This window comes from Pseudomonas sp. RIT-562 (genome assembly GCF_026241895.1).
Classification (GTDB): domain Bacteria; phylum Pseudomonadota; class Gammaproteobacteria; order Pseudomonadales; family Pseudomonadaceae; genus Aquipseudomonas; species Aquipseudomonas mandelii_F.
Genome location: NZ_JAPJIV010000017.1, coordinates 23,628 through 46,624 on the forward strand (window position 1 = coordinate 23,628; position 22,997 = coordinate 46,624).

2 protein-coding genes are annotated in these 22,997 nt (G+C 63.8%); both read left to right on the forward strand.

Annotation, left to right across the window (positions count from 1 at the left end; translation table 11 throughout):
• Window positions 1–119 precede the first annotated feature (119 nt).
• Window positions 120–11,060 (forward strand): non-ribosomal peptide synthetase, encoded by a 10,941-nt coding sequence (locus tag ORL50_RS19730; RefSeq protein WP_266017410.1) that lies wholly within the window; start codon window positions 120–122, stop codon window positions 11,058–11,060.
• Window positions 11,060–22,930, forward strand: a complete 11,871-nt coding sequence (locus ORL50_RS19735) for a non-ribosomal peptide synthetase (RefSeq protein ID WP_266017412.1) — start codon at window positions 11,060–11,062, stop codon at window positions 22,928–22,930. The genes ORL50_RS19730 and ORL50_RS19735 overlap by 1 nt, the downstream gene beginning before the upstream one ends.
• The last annotated feature ends 67 nt before the right edge of the window (window positions 22,931–22,997 follow it).

Sequence of the window (22,997 nt, forward strand, 5' to 3'; positions counted from 1 at the left end):
GCGAGCAGGCTCGCTCCTACACTGATAGTTATTCTCACTCGCTAATTTTTCCGGTCTGCATTCGTTTTATAGGGACGACGTGCCTTTGTGCTTCCCGCCACTGATCCGGATACCAATAAATGAACGCTGAAGACTCCTTGAAACTCGCTCGCCGGTTTATCGGGCTGCCTCTGGAAAAGCGCCAGATGTTCCTCGCGGCCTTGCACAAGGAAGGTGTTGATTTTGCCCGGTTCCCGATTCCAGCCAGCGTCGAAGCCGAAGATCGCCAGGCGCTGTCGTCCGCCCAGCAACGCATGTGGTTTCTTTGGCAGCTGGACCCGCAAAGCGGCGCCTACAACCTGCCCGGCGCGGTGCGGCTGACCGGGCGATTGCACCTGCCGGCACTGGAGCAGGCCTTCGCCAGCCTGGTGGCGCGTCACGAAACCTTGCGCACGGTGTTCCAGCGCCAGGCCGACGACACCTTGTTGCAAGTGCCGGCCGGCGCGCCGTTGATCATCGACCAGGTGGATTTCAGCGAGCTACCCGCCACGGAGCGCGAAGTGGCAGTCGCTCAAGCGGCGGAGCAGCAGTCGGTGCTGCCGTTTGATCTGGCGGTCGGCCCGCTGTTGCGCGTCACCTTGCTCAAGCTCGCCGACCAGGAACACGTCCTGCTGCTGACCCTGCACCACATCGTTTCCGACGGCTGGTCGATGAACGTGCTGATCGACGAATTCATCCGCTGCTACGACGCTTTCGAAGCCGGCACACAGCCGCAGTTGTCGCCGTTGCCGATCCAGTACAGCGACTACGCGCTGTGGCAGCGCCGCTGGCTGGAAGCGGGCGAGCAGGCGCGCCAACTCGCCTACTGGCAGGCGCAATTGGGCAGCGAACATCCGGTGCTGGAACTGCCCACCGATCACGCGCGTCCGGCGCTGCCGAGCCATCGTGGCCGCCGTTACGAGTTCGCTGTCGACGCGCAACTGGCCGAGCAGCTGCGGGCCACGGCGCAGAAACACCACATCACCCTGTTCATGCTACTGCTTGGCGCCTTCAACGTGCTGCTGCATCGCTACACCGGACAGACTGACATCCGCGTCGGCGTGCCGATTGCCAACCGCAATCGCGGCGAAATCGAAGGCCTGATCGGCTTCTTCGTCAACACCCAGGTACTGCGCACTCAACTGGACGGCCAGACTCGGGTCGACGACTTGCTGCGCGCCATCAAGGAAACCGCCCTTGGCGCCCAGGCCCATCAGGACCTGCCGTTCGAGCGCTTGGTCGAAGCCCTCAAGCTCGAACGCAGCCTCAGCCACACGCCGTTGTTCCAGGTGATGTACAACCACCAGCCGCAGGTCGCCGACATCTCCACGGTCAGCACCGCCTCCGGCCTGGCGCTGGGCGTGATCGAGTGGGAAGGGCGCACCACGCAGTTCGACCTGACCCTCGATACCTATGAAAAAGGTGGAAAGCTGCACGCCGCGCTGACCTACGCCAACGACCTGTTCGACGCCCCGACCATCGCGCGCATGGCGCAACACTGGACGCGTTTACTGCACGGCATGGTCAGCGATTCGCACCAGCGGATCGGCGCTTTGCCGCTGCTGGAAAGCGCCGAATATCAACGCATCGTGCATGACTGGAATCGCGCGGATTCAAGCTTTGCCGCCGAGCGCTGCATCCACCAAGTGATCAGCCAGCGCGCCGCCGAACATCCCGATGCCCTGGCGGTGACTTTCAACACCACGCAGCTGACCTGCGCTGAACTGGACCGCGCCGCCAACCGCCTGGCCCACAAGCTGATCGAACTGGGCGTCGGCCCGGAAGTGCGTGTAGGCGTGGCCATGCAGCGTTCCGACAGCTTGCTGGTCGCGCTGCTCGCCGTGCTCAAGGCCGGTGCCGCCTACGTGCCGCTGGACCCGGATTACCCGCCCGAGCGCGTCGCCTACATGCTCGAAGACAGCCGCGCCTTGGTGCTGCTGACTGAGCAATCGGTCGCCGCGACGTTGACCGTGGCCACCGCAACGCAAGTGCTGCTGATGGACGAAGTGACGTGCGCCGATTACCCGACCAGCGCGCCGGTCACCTGCGTCACGCCGGATAACCTGGCCTACGTGATCTACACCTCCGGCTCCACCGGCAAACCCAAAGGCGTGGCCATCCCCCATCGCAACGTGCTGGCGCTGATCGACTGGTCGAAATCGGTCTATAGCCGCGAAGACATTCAAGGCGTGTTGGCCTCGACCTCGGTGTGCTTCGACCTGTCGGTGTGGGAGTTGTTTGTGACCCTGGCCAACGGCGGCTCGCTGATCATCGCCCGCAATGCCCTGGAACTGCCGCAACTGCCGGCCCGGGATCGGGTGCGCCTGATCAACACCGTGCCGTCGGCAATCAATGCCTTGCAGCGCGACGGGCAGATCCCGCCGAGCGTGCGCATCATCAACCTCGCCGGCGAGCCGTTGAAGCAGAGCCTGGTGGAGGCGCTGTATCAGCAACCGACCGTCGAGCACGTCTATGACCTGTACGGCCCGTCGGAAGACACTACCTACTCGACCTGGACTCGCCGCGAGGCGGACGGTCGCGCGAACATCGGCCGACCGCTCAAGCACACCGCCAGCTATGTGCTGGACGCCGAGCTGCAACCGGTGCCCCAAGGCGTGTCTGCCGAGCTGTATCTGTCCGGCGCGGGCATCACCCGCGGTTACCTGGCGCGTCCGGGCATGACCGCCGAAAAGTATGTGCCAAACCCGTTCGCCAGCAACGGCGAGCGCCTGTACCGCACCGGCGACCTGACCCGTTATCAGGCCGACGGCGTGTTGCAATACGTCGGGCGCATCGACCACCAGGTCAAGGTCCGAGGCTTTCGTATCGAGCTGGGTGAAATCGAAGCGCGGCTGTTGCAGCAGGAGGATGTGCGTGAGCTGGCGGTGCTGGCGCAGGAGGGTGCCAGCGGGCAACAACTGGTCGCTTACATCGTGCCAACCGATCCGGCATTGCTCAATGACAGCAACGCCCAGGCAACCCTGCGTGAATCCCTCAAAGCCGCACTGCGTCAGCATCTGCCGGACTACATGGTTCCGGCGTTCCTGCTGTTCCTCGCGCAGCTGCCGCTGACGCCTAACGGCAAACTCGACCGCAAGGCCTTGCCGGCGATTGACGGTTCGCAGCAACAGCGCGAACACGTCGCACCGAGCACGGCGATGGAAAAAAACCTCGCGGCGATCTGGCAGGACGTGCTGGCCGTCGGCAACATTGGTCTTGAAGACAACTTCTTCGAACTGGGCGGCGACTCCATCGTCTCCATGCAAGTGGTCACCCGCGCCCGTCAGGCCGGGATCGTGTTGAGCCCCAAGGACCTGTTCCAGCACCAGACCATTCGCAGCCTGGCCCAGGCTGCCCGCAGCGGCGAACAACCGCTGATCGAGCAAGGCCCGGCAAGTGGCGCGGTGGCGTTGGCGCCGGTGCAACAGTGGTTCTTCGAACAAGCGATCCCTGAGCGGCAGCATTGGAACCAGTCGCTGCTGCTGGTGCCGCGCGAGGCGTTGCACGTCGAGGCACTGGACCGCGCACTTGAGCAATTGCTGACCCACCACGACAGCTTGCGCCTGCGTTATGCGCAGACTGCCGAAGGCTGGCAGCAAGCCTACGCCGCGCCGACCACGGAGTCGCTGCTGTGGCAGCGTCAGGCGCAGTCGGTCAACGCCCTCAACGCCCTGTGCGACGAAGCCCAACGCAGCCTCGATCTGCAACATGGCCCGTTGCTGCGCGCGTTACTGGTGGCGATGGCCGACGGCACTCAGCGTTTGCTGCTGGTCATCCATCACCTGGCGGTCGACGGCGTTTCCTGGCGCGTGCTGCTGGAAGACCTGCAGCAGTTCTACAGCGGCAGCGTAAAGCTGGCAAAAACCAGCACCTACCAGCGTTGGGTCGCCCGTCTGCAAGATCATCTGCCCGCGTTCGAAAACAGCCTCGCTCACTGGCAGACCCAACTGCGCAACGCACCGCACGATTTGCCCTGCGACCGTCCGCACGGCGCGCTGCAAAACCGCTTCGAAGAAAAACTCGAGATCAAACTCGACGCCGAGCAAACCCGCAAACTGCTGCAATACGCCCCGGCGGCGTATCGCACCCAGGTCAACGACCTGCTGCTGACCGCGCTGGCCCGAGCGGTTTGCCGCTGGAGCGGGCAGGGCAGCACGCTGATTCAGCTCGAAGGCCATGGCCGCGAAGACCTGTTCGACGACATCGACCTGACCCGCACCGTGGGTTGGTTCACCAGCCTGTTCCCGGTCAACCTGACGCCATCGGCAGACCTCGGCGCGTCGATCAAATCCATCAAGGAACAACTGCGTGCGGTGCCGGACAAAGGCCTCGGCTATGGTGCCCTGCGTTACCTCGGTACGCCGGCGATTCGCGCCGAACTGGCCGCGCTGCCGCAACCGCGTATCACCTTCAACTACCTGGGGCAGTTCGACCGTCAGTTCAACGACTCCGCGATGTTTGTGCCGTCCACCGAAGGCAGCGGCGTGGCCCAGGATCCGTCGGCCCCTTTGGGCAACTGGCTGACGGTCGAAGGCCAGGTCTACGGCGGCGAACTGGCGCTGAGTTGGGGTTTCAGTCGCGAGATGTTCGACACCGCAACCGTCCAGCGTCTGGCGGACGATTTTGCAGTTGAACTCAACACCCTGATCAAACACTGCTGCGACGTAGCAGTGCCGCAGGCGACGCCGTCGGATTTCCCGCTGGCGCGCATCAGTCAGGCGCAACTCGACGAATTGTCAGTCGCGACCCTGGAAGACCTTTATCCACTGTCGCCGATGCAGCAGGGCATGCTGTTCCACACCCTCTATGAGCCGCAAGTCGGCGCCTATATCAGCCAGTTGCGCCTGGACATTCAAGGCCTCGACCCGCAGCGCTTTGCCCACGCCTGGCAAACCGCGCTGGAGCGTCATGACATCCTGCGCAGCAGCTTCCACTGGCAAGGTCTCGACTCCGCGCATCAGGCGATTGTCCGTCAGGTCGCGTTGCCGCTCGAACTGCTTGAAACAACTGACACCGATGCGCTGGCAGACGCCGAACGTGCCCAAGGTTTTGAGTTGGGCAGTGCGCCGCTGTTCCGCTTGAAACTGGTGCGTACAGGCGCTGATGGCTGGCACCTGATCTACACCAGCCACCATATTTTGATGGACGGCTGGAGCAACGCGCAGTTGCTCGCCGAAGTGATCCAGTTTTACGCCGCTGGCCAGTTGTTGCCCGCACCCACGGGGCAATACCGCGATTATCTGGGCTGGTTGCAGCAGCAATCGGCTGCCGCTGGCGAGCAGTTCTGGAAAGCCGCATTGGCGCCGCTGGAAGCACCGACGTTGCTGGCCGAAGCACTGCGGCCACCGGTTGGCGGCGCGGGCAGCGCGCAGTTCCGCGTCGCCCTCGACAGCAGCGCGACTCGGCGTCTGGCAGAGTTCGCCCGTCAGCAGAAAGTCACCCTCAACACCTTGCTGCAAGCCGCCTGGAGCCTGTTGCTGCAGCGCTACACCGGCCAGGATTGCGTGGTGTTCGGGGCCACGGTCGCCGGTCGTTCGGCTCCGCTACCGGGGATCGAAGAACAACTTGGGCTGTTCATCAACACGCTGCCGCTGGTCTGCGCGATGAAACCCGATTGCACCGTCAGCCAATGGCTGGGCGAGCTGCAAGCGCTGAACCTGGTCATGCGCGAGTTCGAACACGTGCCGCTGTACGCCATTCAAGGCTGGGCGGGGCAGCAGGGTTCGGCGCTGTTCGACAGTCTGCTGGTGTTCGAAAACTTCCCCGTAGCCGAAGCGCTGAAACAGGGGGCTCCGGCCGGATTGTCGTTCAGCAATTTGCACAACCACGAACGCACCCATTATCCGCTGACCCTGGGCATCGAACTGGGTGCAGGCCTGAGCCTGGATTTCAGCTACGACTCGGCGCGGTTCAGTGCCGCGCAAGTCAGGCAACTGGCAGCCAATCTGCAGCACCTGCTGGTGCAGTTGGTGGCGATGCCCGATGCACCGTTGGGCACGCTGCAATTGCTTGACGAGGTCGAAACCCAGGCGATGCTGGCGGTTGATCGATCATCTGCCGTCGAGTTATCCACAACGCTTTTCGCTCACGAACAGATCGCCGCCCAGGCCACTGCCAACCCGCACGCGCTGGCGTTGCAGGTGGACGGTCAGTCCTTGAGCTACGGCCAGTTGGATACTCAGGCCAACGACCTGGCCCAGCGCCTGCGCGCCAACGGTGCCGGCCCCGGCATCCGCGTCGGTGTGGCGCTGCACCGCGGGCCGCAACTGATCGTCAGCCTGCTGGCCGTGCTGAAAACCGGTGCGGCCTACGTGCCGCTGGACCCCAAATACCCGGCCGAACGCCTGGCCTACATGATCGAAGACAGCCGACTGGACCAACTGCTGTCCGAACCCGACCAGCTGCAAAACCTCAACACCCCTGTGGGAGCAAAGCTTGCTCGCGATAGCGCCACCCCTGACACCCAAGACCTGGCCTACATCATCTACACCTCCGGCTCCACCGGCCAACCCAAAGGCGTAGCCATCACCCACGGCGCGCTGCGCGAGTTCTGCCAGACCGCCGCCGACTACTCGGCATTGTCCCCGTCAGACCGCGTCCTGCAATTCGCCACCTTCAGCTTCGATGGCTTCGTCGAACAGTGCTTCCCGGCGTTATGCGTCGGTGCGGCACTGATCATGCGCGGGGACGACCTGTGGGACGCCGGCCGACTGGCCAGCGAAATCGTCCAGCAGGGCGTGACAGTGGCAGACCTGCCGGCCGCTTACTGGTACCTGCTCGCCCGCGAATGCGCCAGCGGGGTGATCCAGAGTCTCGGTGCTTTACGCCAGGTGCACGTCGGCGGCGAAGCCATGTCGGTGGAAGGCCTGCGCCTCTGGCATCAAGCCGGCCTGTCCCAAGTGCGACTGCTCAATACCTACGGCCCGACCGAGGCGACCGTGGTGTCGAGCATCCATGAATGTCGTCTGGAAGATGCCAGCGACGCGTTTGGCGTTCCCATCGGGCGCGCCATCGCCGGTCGGGCCCTGTATGTGCTGGACAGCGCCGGGCAACTGCTGCCCAACGGCGGGGTCGGTGAGCTGTACATCGGCGCCCAGGCCTGCCTGGCTCAGAGCTACTTTGATCGTCCGGCGCTGACCGCCGAGCGTTTCCTGCCGGACCCGTTTGCCGGCGAACCTGGCGCTCGCCTGTACCGCAGCGGCGATCTGGCGCGCTGCAACGCCAACGGTGATCTGGAATACGTCGGCCGCATCGACCATCAAGTGAAGATCCGCGGTTTGCGCATCGAAATGGGCGAGATCGAAGCTTGCCTGCAAGCCCGTCAGGAAGTGCGTGAAGCGGCGGTTATCGCCCAGGACGGCACGTGGCTGGTGGCGTATATCGTCGCCAGCGGCGCGGTGGCTGCTGAAGCTGAATATCTGCAAAGCCTCAAAGCCGTCCTGCGTCAGTCGCTGCCGGAATACATGGTGCCGAATCACCTGGTTTTGCTGCCGAAATTGCCGCTCAACAACAACGGCAAACTGGATCGCCGAGCCTTGCCGCGAGTCGAGGGCAGCGATGGCCAACGCGCTTTCGTCGCCCCAGGCGAAGGGCTGGAAAGACAACTGGCGCTGATCTGGCAGGACGTGTTGCAGGTCGAGCAAGTGGGCCGCGACGACAACTTCTTCGAGCTGGGCGGGCATTCGTTGCTGGTGCTGCAAGTGATCTCGCGAGTGCGTCAGCAGTTGCAGCTCGAACTGTCGGTGAGCAGCCTGTTCTGCGCCGCGAACCTGGCAGAGTTTGCCGAGCGGGCTGCACTGGCGAGCGTCAGTCGGCAGCCTGTGCTGCAACAAGCGGCGGTCGATCAGCCGCAAATTCTGTCGTACGCCCAGCAGCGCCAGTGGATTCTCTGGCAGCTGGACCCGCAAAGCCCGGCCTACAACATTCCCGCCGCGTTGCGCCTCAACGGCCCGCTGAACCGCGACGCCTTGCGCGAAGCTTTCGCGCAATTGCAGGCGCGCCATCAAACCCTGCGCACAACCTTCGAACAGGATGGCCTGCAGGCGCGACCAGTGTTGCACGACACTCTGGCGCTGCAACTGGAACAGCGCACGCTCGATCAGCTGTCGGTCGATACCGCCGTGGCCGAAGAAATCGCCCGCCCATTCGACCTGCGCAACGGCCCGCTGTGGCGGGTGTTGCTGCTGCAAGTGAACGCCGACGAACACGTACTGGTGCTGACCGTGCACCACATCGCCGCCGATGGCTGGTCGATGCAGGTCATGGTCGATGAGTTCAGCGCGTTGTATCAGGCGGTCGTGGAAGATCGCGCTGCCGATCTGAATAGCCTGCCGGTGAACTACAGCGACTACGCCCGCTGGCAGCGCGACTGGCTGGAGGCGGGTGAGGGCGCACGCCAACTGTCGTGGTGGCGCGAGCAACTGTCCGGCAGCCAGGCGCCGCTGGAATTGCCGAGCGAATTAACCCGTCCGGCCCGTCGCAGCGAGCGCGGTGCCAGCCTGATGCTCAACGTGGATCGCGACTTGCTCGGCGCTTTGCGTCAACGCGCCCAGGAACAGCAAGTGACCCTGTTCATGCTGCTGCTGGCGAGTTTCCAGACCTTGCTGCATCGCCAGAGCGGGCAGTCGAGCATCAGCGTCGGCGTACCGAGCGCCGGTCGTTCGCGCCTCGAAACCGAAGGCCTGATCGGCTTCTTCATCAACACCCAGGTGCTGCGTGCCGAGATCGATGGGCAGCAGCCGTTCAGCACCTTGCTGCAACAGGTCAAGCAAACTGCATTGGGCGCACAGGCTAATCAGGACTTGCCGTTCGAGCAGTTGGTCGACGCCTTGCAACCCGACCGCAGCCTGAATCACAGCCCGTTGTTCCAGGTGCTCTACAACCATCAGCAACAGTTGGGCGCGAGCGTCGAGCGCACGGTTGCAGGCTTGGATGTCGAGCGTCTGCACTGGCAGCAACACACCACGCAGTTCGACCTGGTGCTCGACACTCAGGAGCAGGGCGAAGCACTCGATGCCAGCCTGACCTACGCCACTGATCTGTACGACGAGGCGTCGATGCAGCGCCTCGCCGAGCAGTGGCTGAGCCTGTTGCGTGCGGTGGTTAGCGATCCACAGCAACGGGTTGCCGAACTGCCACTCATTGACCGCTCGCAGCAAGAGGCCCTGGTGCAGCACTGGAACCCTGCGTTCCTGGCACAACCGACGTCGCCGACCTTGCATCAGTTGTTCGAAGCGCAAGCCGCACAACGGCCGGACGCCATCGCACTGACTTACGCAGGCGAACAACTGACGTACGCCGCGCTCAACGCTCAGGCCAACCGCCTGGCGCGCAAACTGCGCGAGCAGGGCGTCGGGCCTGAAGTGCGGGTCGGCATCGCCACCGAGCGGGCGATGCCTCTGGTGATTGGCTTGCTGGCGATTCTCAAGGCTGGCGGCGCCTATGTGCCGCTGGATCCGCAATACCCGGCCGAGCGCCTGAGCTACATGATCGAAGACAGCGGCATCACGCTGCTGCTGACTCAACAACACCTGATCGACGGTTTGCCAGCCCGCGACGGCGTGCAGGTGCTGAGCCTGGAGTCGTTGCAACTGGGCGCTTTCAGCGACGACAACCTGCCGGCGCTGGCGACTCCAGACAACCTCGCCTACGTGATCTACACCTCCGGTTCCACCGGTCGGCCGAAGGGCGCCTTGCTCAGCCATGGCAACGTCGGGCGTCTGCTCACGGCCACCGCTGGCGAGTTCAACTTCGGCCCGGACGATGTCTGGACGCTGTTCCATTCCTACGCCTTTGACTTCTCGGTGTGGGAGCTGTTTGGTTCGCTGTGCACCGGCGGGCGCCTGGTGATCGTGCCGTATTACATCAGCCGCGAACCGCAGGAATTCCACCGCCTGCTGTGCGACGAAGGCGTGACGGTGCTGAACCAGACCCCGACCGCGTTCCGCCAGTTATTGCCGATTGGCTGCGCCAGCCGACGAAACATGGCGTTGCGCCAGGTGATTTTCGGCGGCGAAGCCCTCGAAGTCGCGAGCCTGCGTCCCTGGTTCGAGCGCTTCGGCGACCAGCAGCCCACCCTGGTCAACATGTACGGCATCACCGAAACCACGGTGCACGTGACCTATCGCGCCATCCGCCTGGCCGACCTCGACGGCAAGGCCCAAAGCCCGATTGGCCTGCCGATTCGCGACCTGCGCTGGTACTTGCTCGACAGCCAGTTGCAGCCGGTGCCGGTGGGTGTGGCGGGCGAGTTGTACATCGCCGGTGCAGGTCTGGCGCGGGGTTATCACGGGCGTTTCGGCCTGACTGCCGAGCGTTTTGTGCCGAGCCCGTTCGAGGCCTCGCAGCGGCTCTATCGCAGTGGCGACCTGGCGCGCCAGCGTGCCGACGGCAGCATCGACTATCTCGGCCGCATCGACCAGCAAGTGAAGATCCGTGGTTTCCGTATCGAACTGGGTGAAATCGAAGCCGCACTGTTGGCTCAACCGGGCGTGCGCCAAGCCGTGTTGAGCGTGCATGCCGGCGACGGCGGGCCGCAACTGTGCGCCTACGTGGTGGCCGAGCAAACTCCGACCGACCCGATGGCCTGGCGCGACAACCTGCGCGCTGCGCTCAAGGTCGATCTGCCGGATTACATGGTGCCGAGCCACTGGCTGCTGCTGGATGCCTTGCCACTGACCGGCAACGGCAAGCTCGACCGCAAGGCGCTGCCGGTGCCGGATGCCGAGGAATGGCAACGTCCATTCGAAGCCCCCGAAGGTGACCTCGAACAGCAACTGGCGGCGATTTGGGCCGAGGTGCTGGGCGTGGTGCAAATCGGCCGGCGCGACAACTTCTTCGAATTGGGCGGGCATTCGCTGCTCGCCGCCCAGGCCAGTGCCCGTGTGGAGCTGGAACTGGGCATCGAGCTGCCGCTGCGCGCGCTGTTCGAATCCACCGACCTTCAGGCTTATGCCGCCATGGCCGGGCAACACGCCCCGGCTGACAACGATGCACGTCTTGATGCGCTTGAGTCGCTTCTCGACGAGATGGAGATCAACTGATGGAACACACCACTGCCCAGCGCATCGCCAGCCGCTTCGCCGGCCTGCCTGCCGACAAGCGCCGCGAATTTTTGGCCCGCATGCAAGAGCAGGGCGTGAGCTTCGGCCAGCTGCCGATTCCGCCTGCCGCCGAACCGCAAACCACCTTCGAACTGTCGTATGCGCAGCAACGCCAATGGTTCCTCTGGCAGCTTGATCCGCACAGCTCGGCCTACAACATTCCGGCTGCGTTGCGGTTACATGGGCCGCTGAATATCGTGGCGTTGCAGCAGAGTTTTGACGTGCTGCTGGAGCGGCATCAGAGCCTGCGCAGCCGTTTCGTCGAGGACGACGGGAAGGTCGTGCAGACACTGGCCGAGTTCACCTCGCTGCCCATCGAGCAGATCGACCTGCGTGGCGAGCCTCAGGATTTGCGCTTCGATCAGGCGATGAACAGCGTCGAACAGGACATCGCCCGGCCTTTTGATCTGCAACACGGTCCGTTGTTGCGCGTGACTCTGTTGCAACTCGACACCGAAGATCACGTGCTATTGCTGACCCTGCACCACATCGTCACCGATGGCTGGTCGATGGGTGTGCTGGTCGAAGAGTTTTCCCGGCTCTACGCCGCGCATTGCCAAGGCCGGAACACTGCGCTGGAAGCCTTGCCGATCCAATATTCCGACTACGCGCTGTGGCAACGCCGCTGGATGGAAGCGGGCGAACTGGAGCGTCAACTCAATTGGTGGCGTGACACGTTGGGCAGCGAACAACCGCTGCTCGAATTACCGACTGACCGCCCACGCCCCGCTCAACCGAGCCAACGCGGTGCGCGTCTGGATTTCGCCCTCGACCCGACCCTGGCCAGCGGCCTGATGACCCTGGCCGAACAGCGCGGTGTGACGCCGTTCATGCTGTTGCTGGCGAGTTTCCAGGCGCTGCTCTATCGCTACAGCGGCCAGTCCGACCTGCGCGTTGGCGTGCCGATCGCCAACCGCAATCGTGCGGAAACCCGTGGCCTGATCGGCTTTTTCGTCAACACCCAGGTGATGCGTGCCGAACTGGACGGGCGTCTGCCGTTCAACCAATTGCTCGACCAGACCCGCGCCGCCGCGCTGGATGCCCAGGATTATCAGGACTTGCCGTTCGAGCGTCTGGTGCAGGCGCTGCAAGGTGAGCGTAGCCTCAGCCACAGCCCGCTGTTCCAGGTGATGTTCAACCACCAGCAAGCCAAACCGGCGGCGGTCAGCGGCTTGCTCGCCGGCCTGCGCGTCGAGGCGCTGAACGCCACGGCGCACACTACGCAGTTTGACCTGCAACTGGACACTCAAGAAGAGGGCGAGCAGCTGTTCGCCAGCCTGACCTATGCCACCGACTTGTTCGACGCCGAGCGCATCGAACACCTTGCGCGGCACTGGCGCAACCTGTTGGCCGGCGTGCTGGCGGACCCGCAATGCGCGCTCGCCGAGTTGCCGTTGCTGGAGGCCGACGAGCGTCTGCGCATCCTTGCCGACCTCAACGACACCGCCCAGGCCTATCCGGGCGAAGTCTGCGTGCAGCGCCATTTCGAAGAGCGCGTGGTTGAACACGGTGAAGCGACGGCGCTGGTGTTCCAGGGCGAGTCCCTGAGTTACGCCGAGCTGAACCTGCGGGCCAACCGCCTCGCCCACCACCTGCGCGCCCAGGGCGTCGGCCCGGAAGTGCTGGTGGGGATTGCCTGCGAGCGTTCGTTTGAAATGGTCGTCGGCCTGCTGGCCATTCTCAAGGCGGGCGGCGCCTATGTGCCGCTGGACCCGGAATATCCGCTGGATCGCCTGAGCTACATGATCGAAGACAGCGGGATTTCGCTGTTGCTGACCCAGGAACATCTGCTGGCGCAATTGCCGACCCCGGACAACGTGCGCACTTTGTGCCTGCATGCCGAGGCCGATTGGCTGAGCGATTTGCCGGGCACTGATCTGCATGCTTCTGATTTAAAGAGCCGGGCTGTCGCAGAAAACCTCGCCTACGTGATTTACACCTCCGGTTCCACCGGCAAACCCAAAGGTGCGGGCAACCGCCATGTGGCGCTGCATAACCGCCTGGAGTGGATGCAGCAAGCCTACAACTTGCAGCCGAGCGACCGCGTGCTGCAAAAGACGCCGTTCAGTTTTGATGTGTCGGTATGGGAGTTTTTCTGGCCGCTGATGAAGGGCGCCACCCTGGTGATCGCGGCGCCGGGCGAGCACCGCGATCCACAACGCCTGGCCGCGTTGATCGTTGAGCAGCAAATCACCACGCTGCACTTTGTACCCTCGATGCTTTCGGCTTTTATCTCGGTCGACGAGGCGCGGGCCTGCACTTCACTGCAACGCATCATCTGCAGTGGTGAGGCGCTGCCCATGGAGCTGCAACGCCAGACCTTGCTCAGCCTGCCGCAAGCCAGTCTCTACAACCTTTATGGCCCCACCGAAGCGGCCATCGACGTGACCCACTGGACTTGCGTGGAGGAGGGGCGCGACAGCGTGCCGATCGGTCGTCCGATTGACAACCTGCGCACCTGCATCCTCGACAGCGAACTTCAGCCATTGCCGCTGGGCGCGGTGGGCGAGTTGTACCTCGGTGGTGTCGGCCTGGCCCGCGGTTATCACCGGCGTGCTGCGTTGACCGCCGAGCGTTTTGTGGTCGATCCGTTCGGCAGCGGCGAGCGGCTGTACCGCACCGGCGATCTGGCGCGCTATCGCGCCGATGGCGCCATCGACTACTGCGGACGTATCGACCACCAAGTGAAGATTCGCGGTTTGCGCATCGAACTGGGCGAAATCGAAGCGCGCCTGCAAGAACATACCGACGTGCAGGAAGCCGTGGTGCTGGCCCTCGACGGTCCAAGTGGCAAACAACTGGTGGCGTACATCGTGCCGCTGGAGCGTTCTTTGGTCAGCGCCGATGCCGAGCAGCAGGGCGCCTGGCGTGAAACCCTGAAAAGCCATCTGCTCGCCAGCCTGCCGGATTACATGGTGCCGGTGCAGACCGTGCTGATCGAGCAAATGCCCCTGAGCCCCAACGGCAAACTCGAGCGCAAACGCCTGCCGGCGCCGACTGCGCAAGTCAGCCTGCGTGCTTTCGAACCTCCTCGAACCGAACATGAGCAGCTGCTGGCGCAGATCTGGCAGGACGTGTTGGGCGTGGAGCAGGTCGGGCGCCAGGACAACTTCTTTGAACTGGGCGGTGACTCGATCATTTCGATTCAGGTGGTCAGCCGTGCCCGTCGAGCCGGGCTGAGCCTGCAACCGCGCGACCTGTTCCAGCAGCAGACCTTGCAAGCACTGGCTGCCGTGGTCAAGGAACAGGCCGCACCGCTGGCGCAACAAGGGCCGGTGGAAGGTGTGCAAAAACTCACACCGATCCAGCGTTGGTTCTTCGACGAGCCGATCCCGCAACGGGCGCACTGGAACCAGGCGTTGCTGCTGACACCGCGCGAAACCCTCGAATTGCCGCGCCTGCAAGCGGCGCTGCAACGCCTGCTCAAGCAGCACGATGCGTTGCGTTTGCGCTTCAGCCAGCAGACGCCCTGTGGGAGTGAGCCTGCTCGCGATGGCGGTGGGACAAGCGACATCCATGTTGCCGCTGCTGGCCTCATCGCGAGCAGGCTCACTCCTACACGATGGTCGGCGCGGTATGTCGGAGCCGACAGTGCCGACGTGATCGACATGCTCTGGACTGCTCGCGTCGCCAACCAGGCCTCGCTGGAATCGGTGTGCGACGAAGCGCAGCGCAGCCTCAGCCTGCAAGACGGGCCGTTGTTGCGCGTGGCGTTGATTGCCCAGGCTGATGGTTCCCAGCGGTTGCTGTTGGTGATCCATCACCTGGCGGTGGACGGTGTGTCGTGGCGGGTGTTGCTGGAAGATTTGCAAGCCGCCTACCTTGGTCAAGACCTGCCGCCGAAGACTAGCGCGTTCCAGGCCTGGGCCGACAAACTCGAGGCCTATGCACGTTCCGCAGCCGTTGCCAGCGAACTGAACTGGTGGCAGGCGCAACTGAGCCTCGCCAATGATTTACTGCCAGCCGCCAGCGCCCAGGCAAGTCAGGCCGGGCATCTGCGCCAGGGCGTCAGCATCGGCCTGGACCGCGACCAAACCCGCAAGCTGCTGCAACAGGCGCCGGCGATCTACCGCACCCAGGTCAACGACCTGCTGCTGACCGCGCTGGCCCGCACCCTCAGCCGCTGGACCGGCGACGCCTCGGCGCTGATCCAGCTCGAAGGTCATGGCCGCGAAGAGCTGTTTGATGACATCGACCTGACCCGCACCGTCGGCTGGTTCTCCAGCCTGTTCCCGGTGCGCCTGACGCCGACCGCCGACCTTGCGGGCTCGATCAAGGCAATCAAGCAGCAACTGCGCGAAATCCCCGGCAAAGGCATGGGCTACGGCCTGTTGCGTTACATGGGCGATGCCTCGACCCAAGCGGCGCTGGCCGCATTGCCGCAAGCGCGGGTGACGTTCAACTACCTCGGCCAGTTCGACCAGAGCTTTGCCGAAGACGCCCTGTTCAAACTGGCCACGGAGTCCAGCGGCGCCGCGCAATCGGCGGATGCACCGTTGCCGAACTGGCTGTCGGTGGACGGCCAGGTGTATGGCGGTGAACTGAAACTCGACTGGACCTTCAGCCGCGAATGCTTCGACCGGGGTGAAATCGAAGCGCTGGCCGCGGATTATCACCGCGAGTTGCTGGCGCTGATCGCCCATTGTCTGAGCGACGGCGCGGGCGGCGTGACCCCGGCGGACTTCCCACTGGCGCGCCTGACCCAGGCGCAACTCGACGCTCTGCCGGTGCCGCCGGCGCAGATCGAAGACCTGTATCCGCTGTCGCCAATGCAGGCCGGTCTGTTGTTCCACAGCTTGTACGAGTCGCAGGCCGGCGCGTATGTGAACCAGCTCAGCGTCGAAGCCCGAGGCCTCGATGCAGAACGGCTGGGCCGCGCCTGGCAAGCGGTGCTCGACACCCATCCAATCCTGCGCAGCAGCTTCCACTTCCCCGATGGCTTCGAAGCCCCGGTGCAACTGGTCCATCGTCATCTGCAATTGCCGCTGACTTGCCTCGACTGGCGCGGCCGCAGCGACCACGCCGAAGCACTGGCGCAGCTGATCGACAGCGAACGCCTGCAACTCGATGCCACCCGCGCACCGCTGATGCGCTTGACCCTGGTGCGCCTCGACGATGAGCGCCAGCAACTGATCTACACCCACCATCACCTGTTGCTGGATGGCTGGAGTAATTCACTGCTGTTGAGCGAAGTCTTGCAGCGTTACGCGGGACAAAAGGTGCAGGCGCCGACCGGGCGTTTTGCCGATTACATTGGCTGGCTGCAACGTCAGGATGCGCAGGCTGATGAACTGTTCTGGCGCGAGCAACTGGCGACCCTCGACAACCCGACCCTGCTGGCGCAGAGCCGGGCCCAAGGCGACAGTAAAAACCTGTCGCCGGCTGAGTTTGGCGACCATCTCCAGACCTTTGACGTTGCCACCAGCCAGCGCTTCAGCGAATTTGCGCGTCAGCAAAAAGTCACCCTCAACACCTTGGTGCAAGGTGCCTGGGCGCTGCTGCTGCAACGCTACAGCGGCCAACGCAGCGTCGCGTTTGGCGCGACCGTGGCTGGGCGCCCGGTGGATTTGCCGGGGGCTGAAAGCCAGCTCGGCCTGTTCATCAACACCTTGCCTGTCATCAGCAGCCCGGACTCGGTGGAAAGCGTCGGCCAGTGGCTGGCCCGTTTGCAGGCGCAGAACCTGGAATTGCGTGAGCATGAATTCACTGCACTGGGCGACATTCAGCGCTGGGCCGGACGTGCCGGCGAGCCGCTGTTCGACAGCCTGCTGGTGTTCGAAAACTTCCCGGTGGCCGAAGCACTGCAACAGGGCGCTCCGGCCGGTTTGAGTTTCTCGATTGCGCAGAACCATGAACGCACCAACTTCCCGCTGACCCTGGCGGCCACCGCCGAGCGTCAGTTGAGCCTGAACTGGAGCTACCAGTGCGCGCATTTCAGCAGCGCCGCCATTGCGCGCATGAGCGAACATCTGGCCGCGTTGCTGGCGGCAATGGTCGCCGCGCCACAGGCGGCATTGAGTGAGCTGGACCTGCTGACCGCACCGGAGCGCGCGCAACAGTTGGTGGAGTGGAATCCGGCATTTACCGCCGCGCAAAACCCGCTGTGCGTGCATCAGTTGATCGAGGCCCAAGCGGATATCCGTCCGCACGCCACGGCGCTGATCTTCAGCGATCTGCAATTGAGCTTCGACCAACTCAACCGTCGCGCCAACCAATTGGCCCATCGTCTTCGCGATCTGGGTATTGGCCCGGAAGTGCGGGTGGGCCTGGCCATGCAGCGTTCGCCGGAAATGATCATCGGCCTGCTGGCGATCCTCAAGGCCGGCGGCGCCTACGTGCCGCTGGACCCGGCGTACCCGACCGAACGCCTGCGTTACCTGATGCAAGACAGCGGCATTGCGCTGATGATCAGCCAGTCGTGGCTGCGGGAAAAACTGCCATTGCCCGAAGGCCTGCCGGTGCTGGAAATCGACCGTGAACCGTTGGACTGCATGGCGGACAGCAACCCGGTCAACCTTACCTGCGGCGAAAACCTCGCCTACCTGATTTACACCTCGGGCTCCACCGGGCGGCCAAAAGGTGTCAGTGTGGCCCACGGTCCGCTGGCCATGCATTGCCTGGCGATCGGCGAGTTGTACGGGATGACCCCGGACGATCGCGAGTTGCAATTCGCCTCGATCAGCTTCGACGGTGCCCACGAGCGCTGGCTGACGCCGCTGTTGTTCGGTTCGGCAGTGATGCCGCGCGACGACGAGTTGTGGAGCGTGGAGCGCACCTGCGCCGAGATCGAAAAGCACGGCATCACCATCGCCTGCTTCACCCCGACCTACCTGGGGCAGATCGCCGAATTCATGGGCGAAGCCGGGCGTGACTTGCCAATCCGTTCCTACACCCCGTGCGGTGAAGGCATGGCCAAGCATGCGTTCGACGAGGTCCAGCAGGTGCTGCAACCCAAGCGCCTGATCAACGGCTACGGCCCGACCGAAACGGTGATCACCCCGCTGATCTGGCTGGCGTATCCGGATACCGAATTCGACTCGGCATTCATGCCGATCGGGCGGCCGGTGGGCAACCGCAGCGCCTATATTCTTGATGGCGGTCTGCAGCCGTTGCCGGTGGGCGTGGCAGGCGAGTTGTACCTGGGCGGCGAGGGCGTCGCTCGGGGTTACCATCAGCGTCCGGACCTGACCGCTGAACGCTTCGTGCCGGATCCGTTCGTGCCGGGCGCGCGTCTTTATCGTAGTGGCGACCTCGCGCGGTTCCGTGCCGACGGCGTCGTTGAATACCTCGGCCGCATTGACCAGCAAGTGAAGATTCGCGGATTCCGTATCGAACTCGGCGAAATCGAAGCCTGCCTGCTGGAGCACGAAGGCGTGCGTGAAGCCTTTGTGATCGATCGCGAAGGCCCGGTGAGCCGCCAGTTGGTCGGCTACGTGGTGCCGCGCGATCCGCTCGCCGACGAGCAGGATCTGCGTGAAGCGCTGACGGCCCACCTGCGCAGCCGTCTGCCGGCGCACATGCTGCCGGCGCATTTGATGTGCCTGGCCGCGTTGCCGCTGACGCCGAACGGCAAGCTCGACCGTCAGGGCCTGCCGGCACCCGAAGCCAGCCGACAGAATCAGGATCAGGTGGCCGCCGCGTCGCCCGCCGAAGCCTTGCTGGTGGATATCTGGCAAGAACTGCTGGGGCTGGAGTCGGTGGGGGTCACCGAGAACTTCTTCGAACTGGGCGGTGACTCGATCATCTCGCTGCAAGCGGTGAGCCGTGCCGGGCAGCACGGGCTGGTGTTCAGTCCCAAGCAACTGTTCGAGCAGCAGACCATTCGTGCCTTGGCTGCCGTATCCAGCAGCCGTGCAGCGGTGTTGGTCGAAGCGCCAAAAGTCGAGGCGTTCTCGCTGGTGCCGCACATCGACATTGCGGCCCGTGAAGGGCTGCAAGACCTGTATCCGCTGTCGCCGATGCAGCAGGGCATGCTGTTCCATTGCCTCGATTCACCGGAGCTCAACCCCTACGTCAACCAGTTGAGCGTGGCGGTGGACGGCTTGCAGGTGCCGCGTTTCCGTGCGGCTTGGCAGACCTTGGTCGAGCGTCATGAAGTGCTGCGCGCCGCGTTCCGTTGGCGCGATGGCCTGGCCGATCCGCTGCAAGCGGTGTTCACCGAAGTCGAGTTGCCGATCGAAGAACTCGACTGGCGCGACCGCTGCGACACCGAACAGGCGCTGGGCGAACTGGCGGCTGCGGAACAGGCCAAGGGCTTCGACCTGAGCTGCCCGCCGTTGATGCGTTTCATCCTGGTGCGTCTGGGTGATGACCGTTACCAGATGATCTGGATCTACCATCACCTGTTGCTGGATGGCTGGAGTGCTTCGCGCCTGTTGGCCGACATGTTGCGCCTGTATCACAACGACAGCCTGCCGGCCCTGACCGGTCGCTACGCCGACTACATTGCCTGGCTGCAACGCCAGGATGGTGCGCAGGCCGAAGGTTTCTGGCGTGAACGCCTGGCGCTGCTTGAAGAGCCGACCATTCTGGCCAAGGCTTCCGGTGCCGCAGGTTCCGGGCACGGCGTGATGTACAGCAACCTCGACGCCGACGCGACGCGTCAACTGCACACTTTCGCCAAGCGTCAACGCGTGACCCTCAACACGCTGGTGCAAGGCGCGTGGCTGTTGTTGCTGCAACGTCACAGCGGCCAGCGTAGCGTCGCGTTCGGCGCCACGGTGGCGGGGCGTCCGACCGGCTTGGCCGGTGCCCAGGACATGCTCGGCCTGTTCATCAATACCTTGCCGGTGATCCAGACCCTCGATCCGCAACAGCCGTTGGGCGAGTGGCTGCGCGACTTGCAGGACTACAACCTGATGGTTCGCGACTACGAGCACACGCCGTTGTCGGATATTCAGCGCTGGGCCGGGCAGGGCGGCCAGGGGCTGTTCGATAGCATCATTGTGTTTGAAAACCATCCGGTGGACCGCGCCTTGAAAGGCGGTGAGGAAGGTGAATTGCGCTTTGCCGAAGTCGGCAGCGGCGGGGTCACCAACTTCCCGATGGACCTGATGGTCAGCGCCAACGAAGAAGGCCTGGAGGTCGAATACCTGTTCCTGCGTGATCGCTTCAGTGAAGTGGAAGTCGAGCGCATTCGTGCGCAGCTCGAGGGGTTGTTGCGGGCGTTGCCGGAGGATGCGTCCCGTCTGCTCGGCAATATCGGCTTGCCTGAGGCGCGTTTCAGTCTGCCGCAGGTATCCGACGACAACGCCGATTTGCTGTATGCGTTCGATCAGCATGTGCGGACTCAGCCGCAGAAAATTGCCTTGATCTGTGAGGATCGGGAAGTCAGTTATGCACAGCTTGAGGCGCAGGCTCATGGGTTGGCGCAGCAACTGATTGGTCGTGGTATCGGCCCGGAAAGCCTGGTGGCGGTCGCGTTGCCGCGTTCCGAACGCACGATTGTCGCGTTCCTTGCGGTGCTGAAAGCAGGGGCGGCTTACCTGCCTCTGGACCTGGCGTACCCGGCCGAACGACTGGCCTACATGTTGAGCGATTCGGCAGCCAGCCTGTTGCTGTGCGACAGCGACCTGGGTGAGCGACTGACCCTGGCCGACAGCCCGCCACGTCTGTTGCTGGATCAACTGAACGTTGCCGACAACGCTGCGTGTCCGGTAACCAGCCCGTTGCCTGGGCACTTGGCGTACCTGATTTACACCTCCGGTTCCACGGGCCAACCGAAAGGCGTGGCCGTGGCGCGCGGTCCGATTGCCCGGCATTGCCGCGGCATCATCGAGCTCTATGAACTGGCACCGCGCAGCCGCGAGTTGCACTTCATGTCGTTCGCTTTCGACGGTGCGCAGGAGCGCTGGCTGAGTGTGATGTTGGCCGGTGGCAGCCTGGTGATCCGCGATGACAACCTGTGGACCCCGGAACAAACCCTGGAAGTGCTGCAGCGGCATGGCGTCACCGTCGCCTGCTTCCCGCCGGCTTACCTGCAACAGATGGCCGAAGTGGCCGAGCATCTGGGCAATCCGCCGGCGGTCGAGGTGTATTGCTTTGGCGGCGATGCGGTGCCGCAGGCCAGTTTCGAGCAGGTCAAGCGCGCCTTGCGTCCGCAGCGTCTGGTCAACGGTTACGGCCCGACCGAAACCGTAGTCACGCCTTTGTTGTGGCGTGCCGAGGTCAGCGAAACCTGCGACGCGGCCTATGCGCCGATCGGGCGCGGCGTGGCCGGGCGTGGTTTGTATGTGCTGGATGCTGACCTCAATCCGTTGCCGGTCGGGGTCAGCGGCGAGTTGTACTTGGGCGGCGAATGCCTGGCGCGCGGCTACCACCAGCGCTCCGGCATGAGTGCCGAGCGTTTTATCCCCGATCCGTTCGAGGCCGGTGGCCGCATGTACCGCACCGGCGACCTGGTGCGCCAGCGCGAGTGCGGCTTGATCGACTATCTGGGGCGGCTTGACCAGCAAGTGAAGATCCGTGGTTTCCGCATCGAATTGGGCGAAATCGAAGCGCGCTTGCGTGAGTGTGCCGGGGTGCAGGATGCGGCGGTGGTGGTGCACGACACGCCGACCGGCAAACAGCTGGTGGGCTACGTTGTGGCGCCGGGCTCTGTCGGACTCGACCGCCGTCTGAAATCGCAATTGCAGGCGCAACTGCCGGACTACATGGTGCCTGCGCGAATCATGGTGCTGGAACGCTTCCCGCTGTCGGCCAACGGCAAGCTCGATCGGCGCGCATTACCGGTGCCGGAATGGGCCCTGGGCGGGTATCGCGCACCGCGCAATGCCCTGGAAAGCGCATTGACCGCGATCTGGCAGGAAGTGCTCGGCGTGCCGCAAGTGGGTATCGATGACAACTTTTTTGAGCTGGGCGGCGACTCGTTGCAAGTGCTCAAAGTCATCTCGCGGGTGCGCAGCCAACCCGAATTGGGCTTCGAACTGAAACTGCGCGACCTGATGCAGAAACCCTGTATCGCCGAACTCAGTGGCTATCAGACTGGCGAGCCGGCCAATGCTGCGCCGGACCCGTTGCTGGCCCTGAACTCGCGGCTGCCGAACGTGCCGGCGCTGTTCTGCCTGCATGCCGGGTTCGGTACGGTGTTCGATTACGAGCCGCTGGCACGGCGCCTGGAAGGGCGGCGTACGGTCTACGGTCTGCAATGTCGCATGCTGCTCGACCCGCACTGGCAGGATCAGTCGCTGCAGGCCATGGCCCAGGCCTACACCCAGCGCATCCGAGCACAGCAGGCCGAGGGACCGTATTACCTGCTGGGCTGGTCGCTGGGTGGCGCGTTGACGCAATTGGTCGCCCACGAACTGGAAAGCCTGGGAGCGACAGTTGCGTTCGCCGGCCTGGTCGACAGCTACGTGGCCGGCACCGCCGAAGCGGGGGACTGGCGCGAGGACCTGGGGGATTTCCTGAAGTTTGTCCTCGGTCAACCGTCTGTAGAAGCACAGGCATTGATTGCGTTGCACGCCGCAGGTCTACCTGAGCCTCAAGCCGCCGCTGCCGTAATCGAAGCCGCGCTTCATTGTTCCAATGAACAAGCCGCACTGGGTGCGGGAGAACTCACGCAAATCTTCAACACCGGTTCACGCCTCAAGCAATTGGCCCTGGCCCAGCGACAACTGCCGGCCATCAAGGTCACGGCGCAGCGCTGGTGGGTGGCCGGGCGTGACGACGAGCGTCGAGTGTTTGAGGCTCAAGTCGGCCTCAAGGCCGTTGATCGCGACCTGTCCGGCGGACACTACGAACTCCTGCGCGGTAAAGAACTGCTGGATCAACTGGAAAACCTGCTGGAGCAACCCATGACCGTCGCCTGACTGCTGAGGCTTTTGCTTCTCTGTGGGAGCAACCCATGACCGTCGCCCAGCTGCTGAGGCTTTTGAT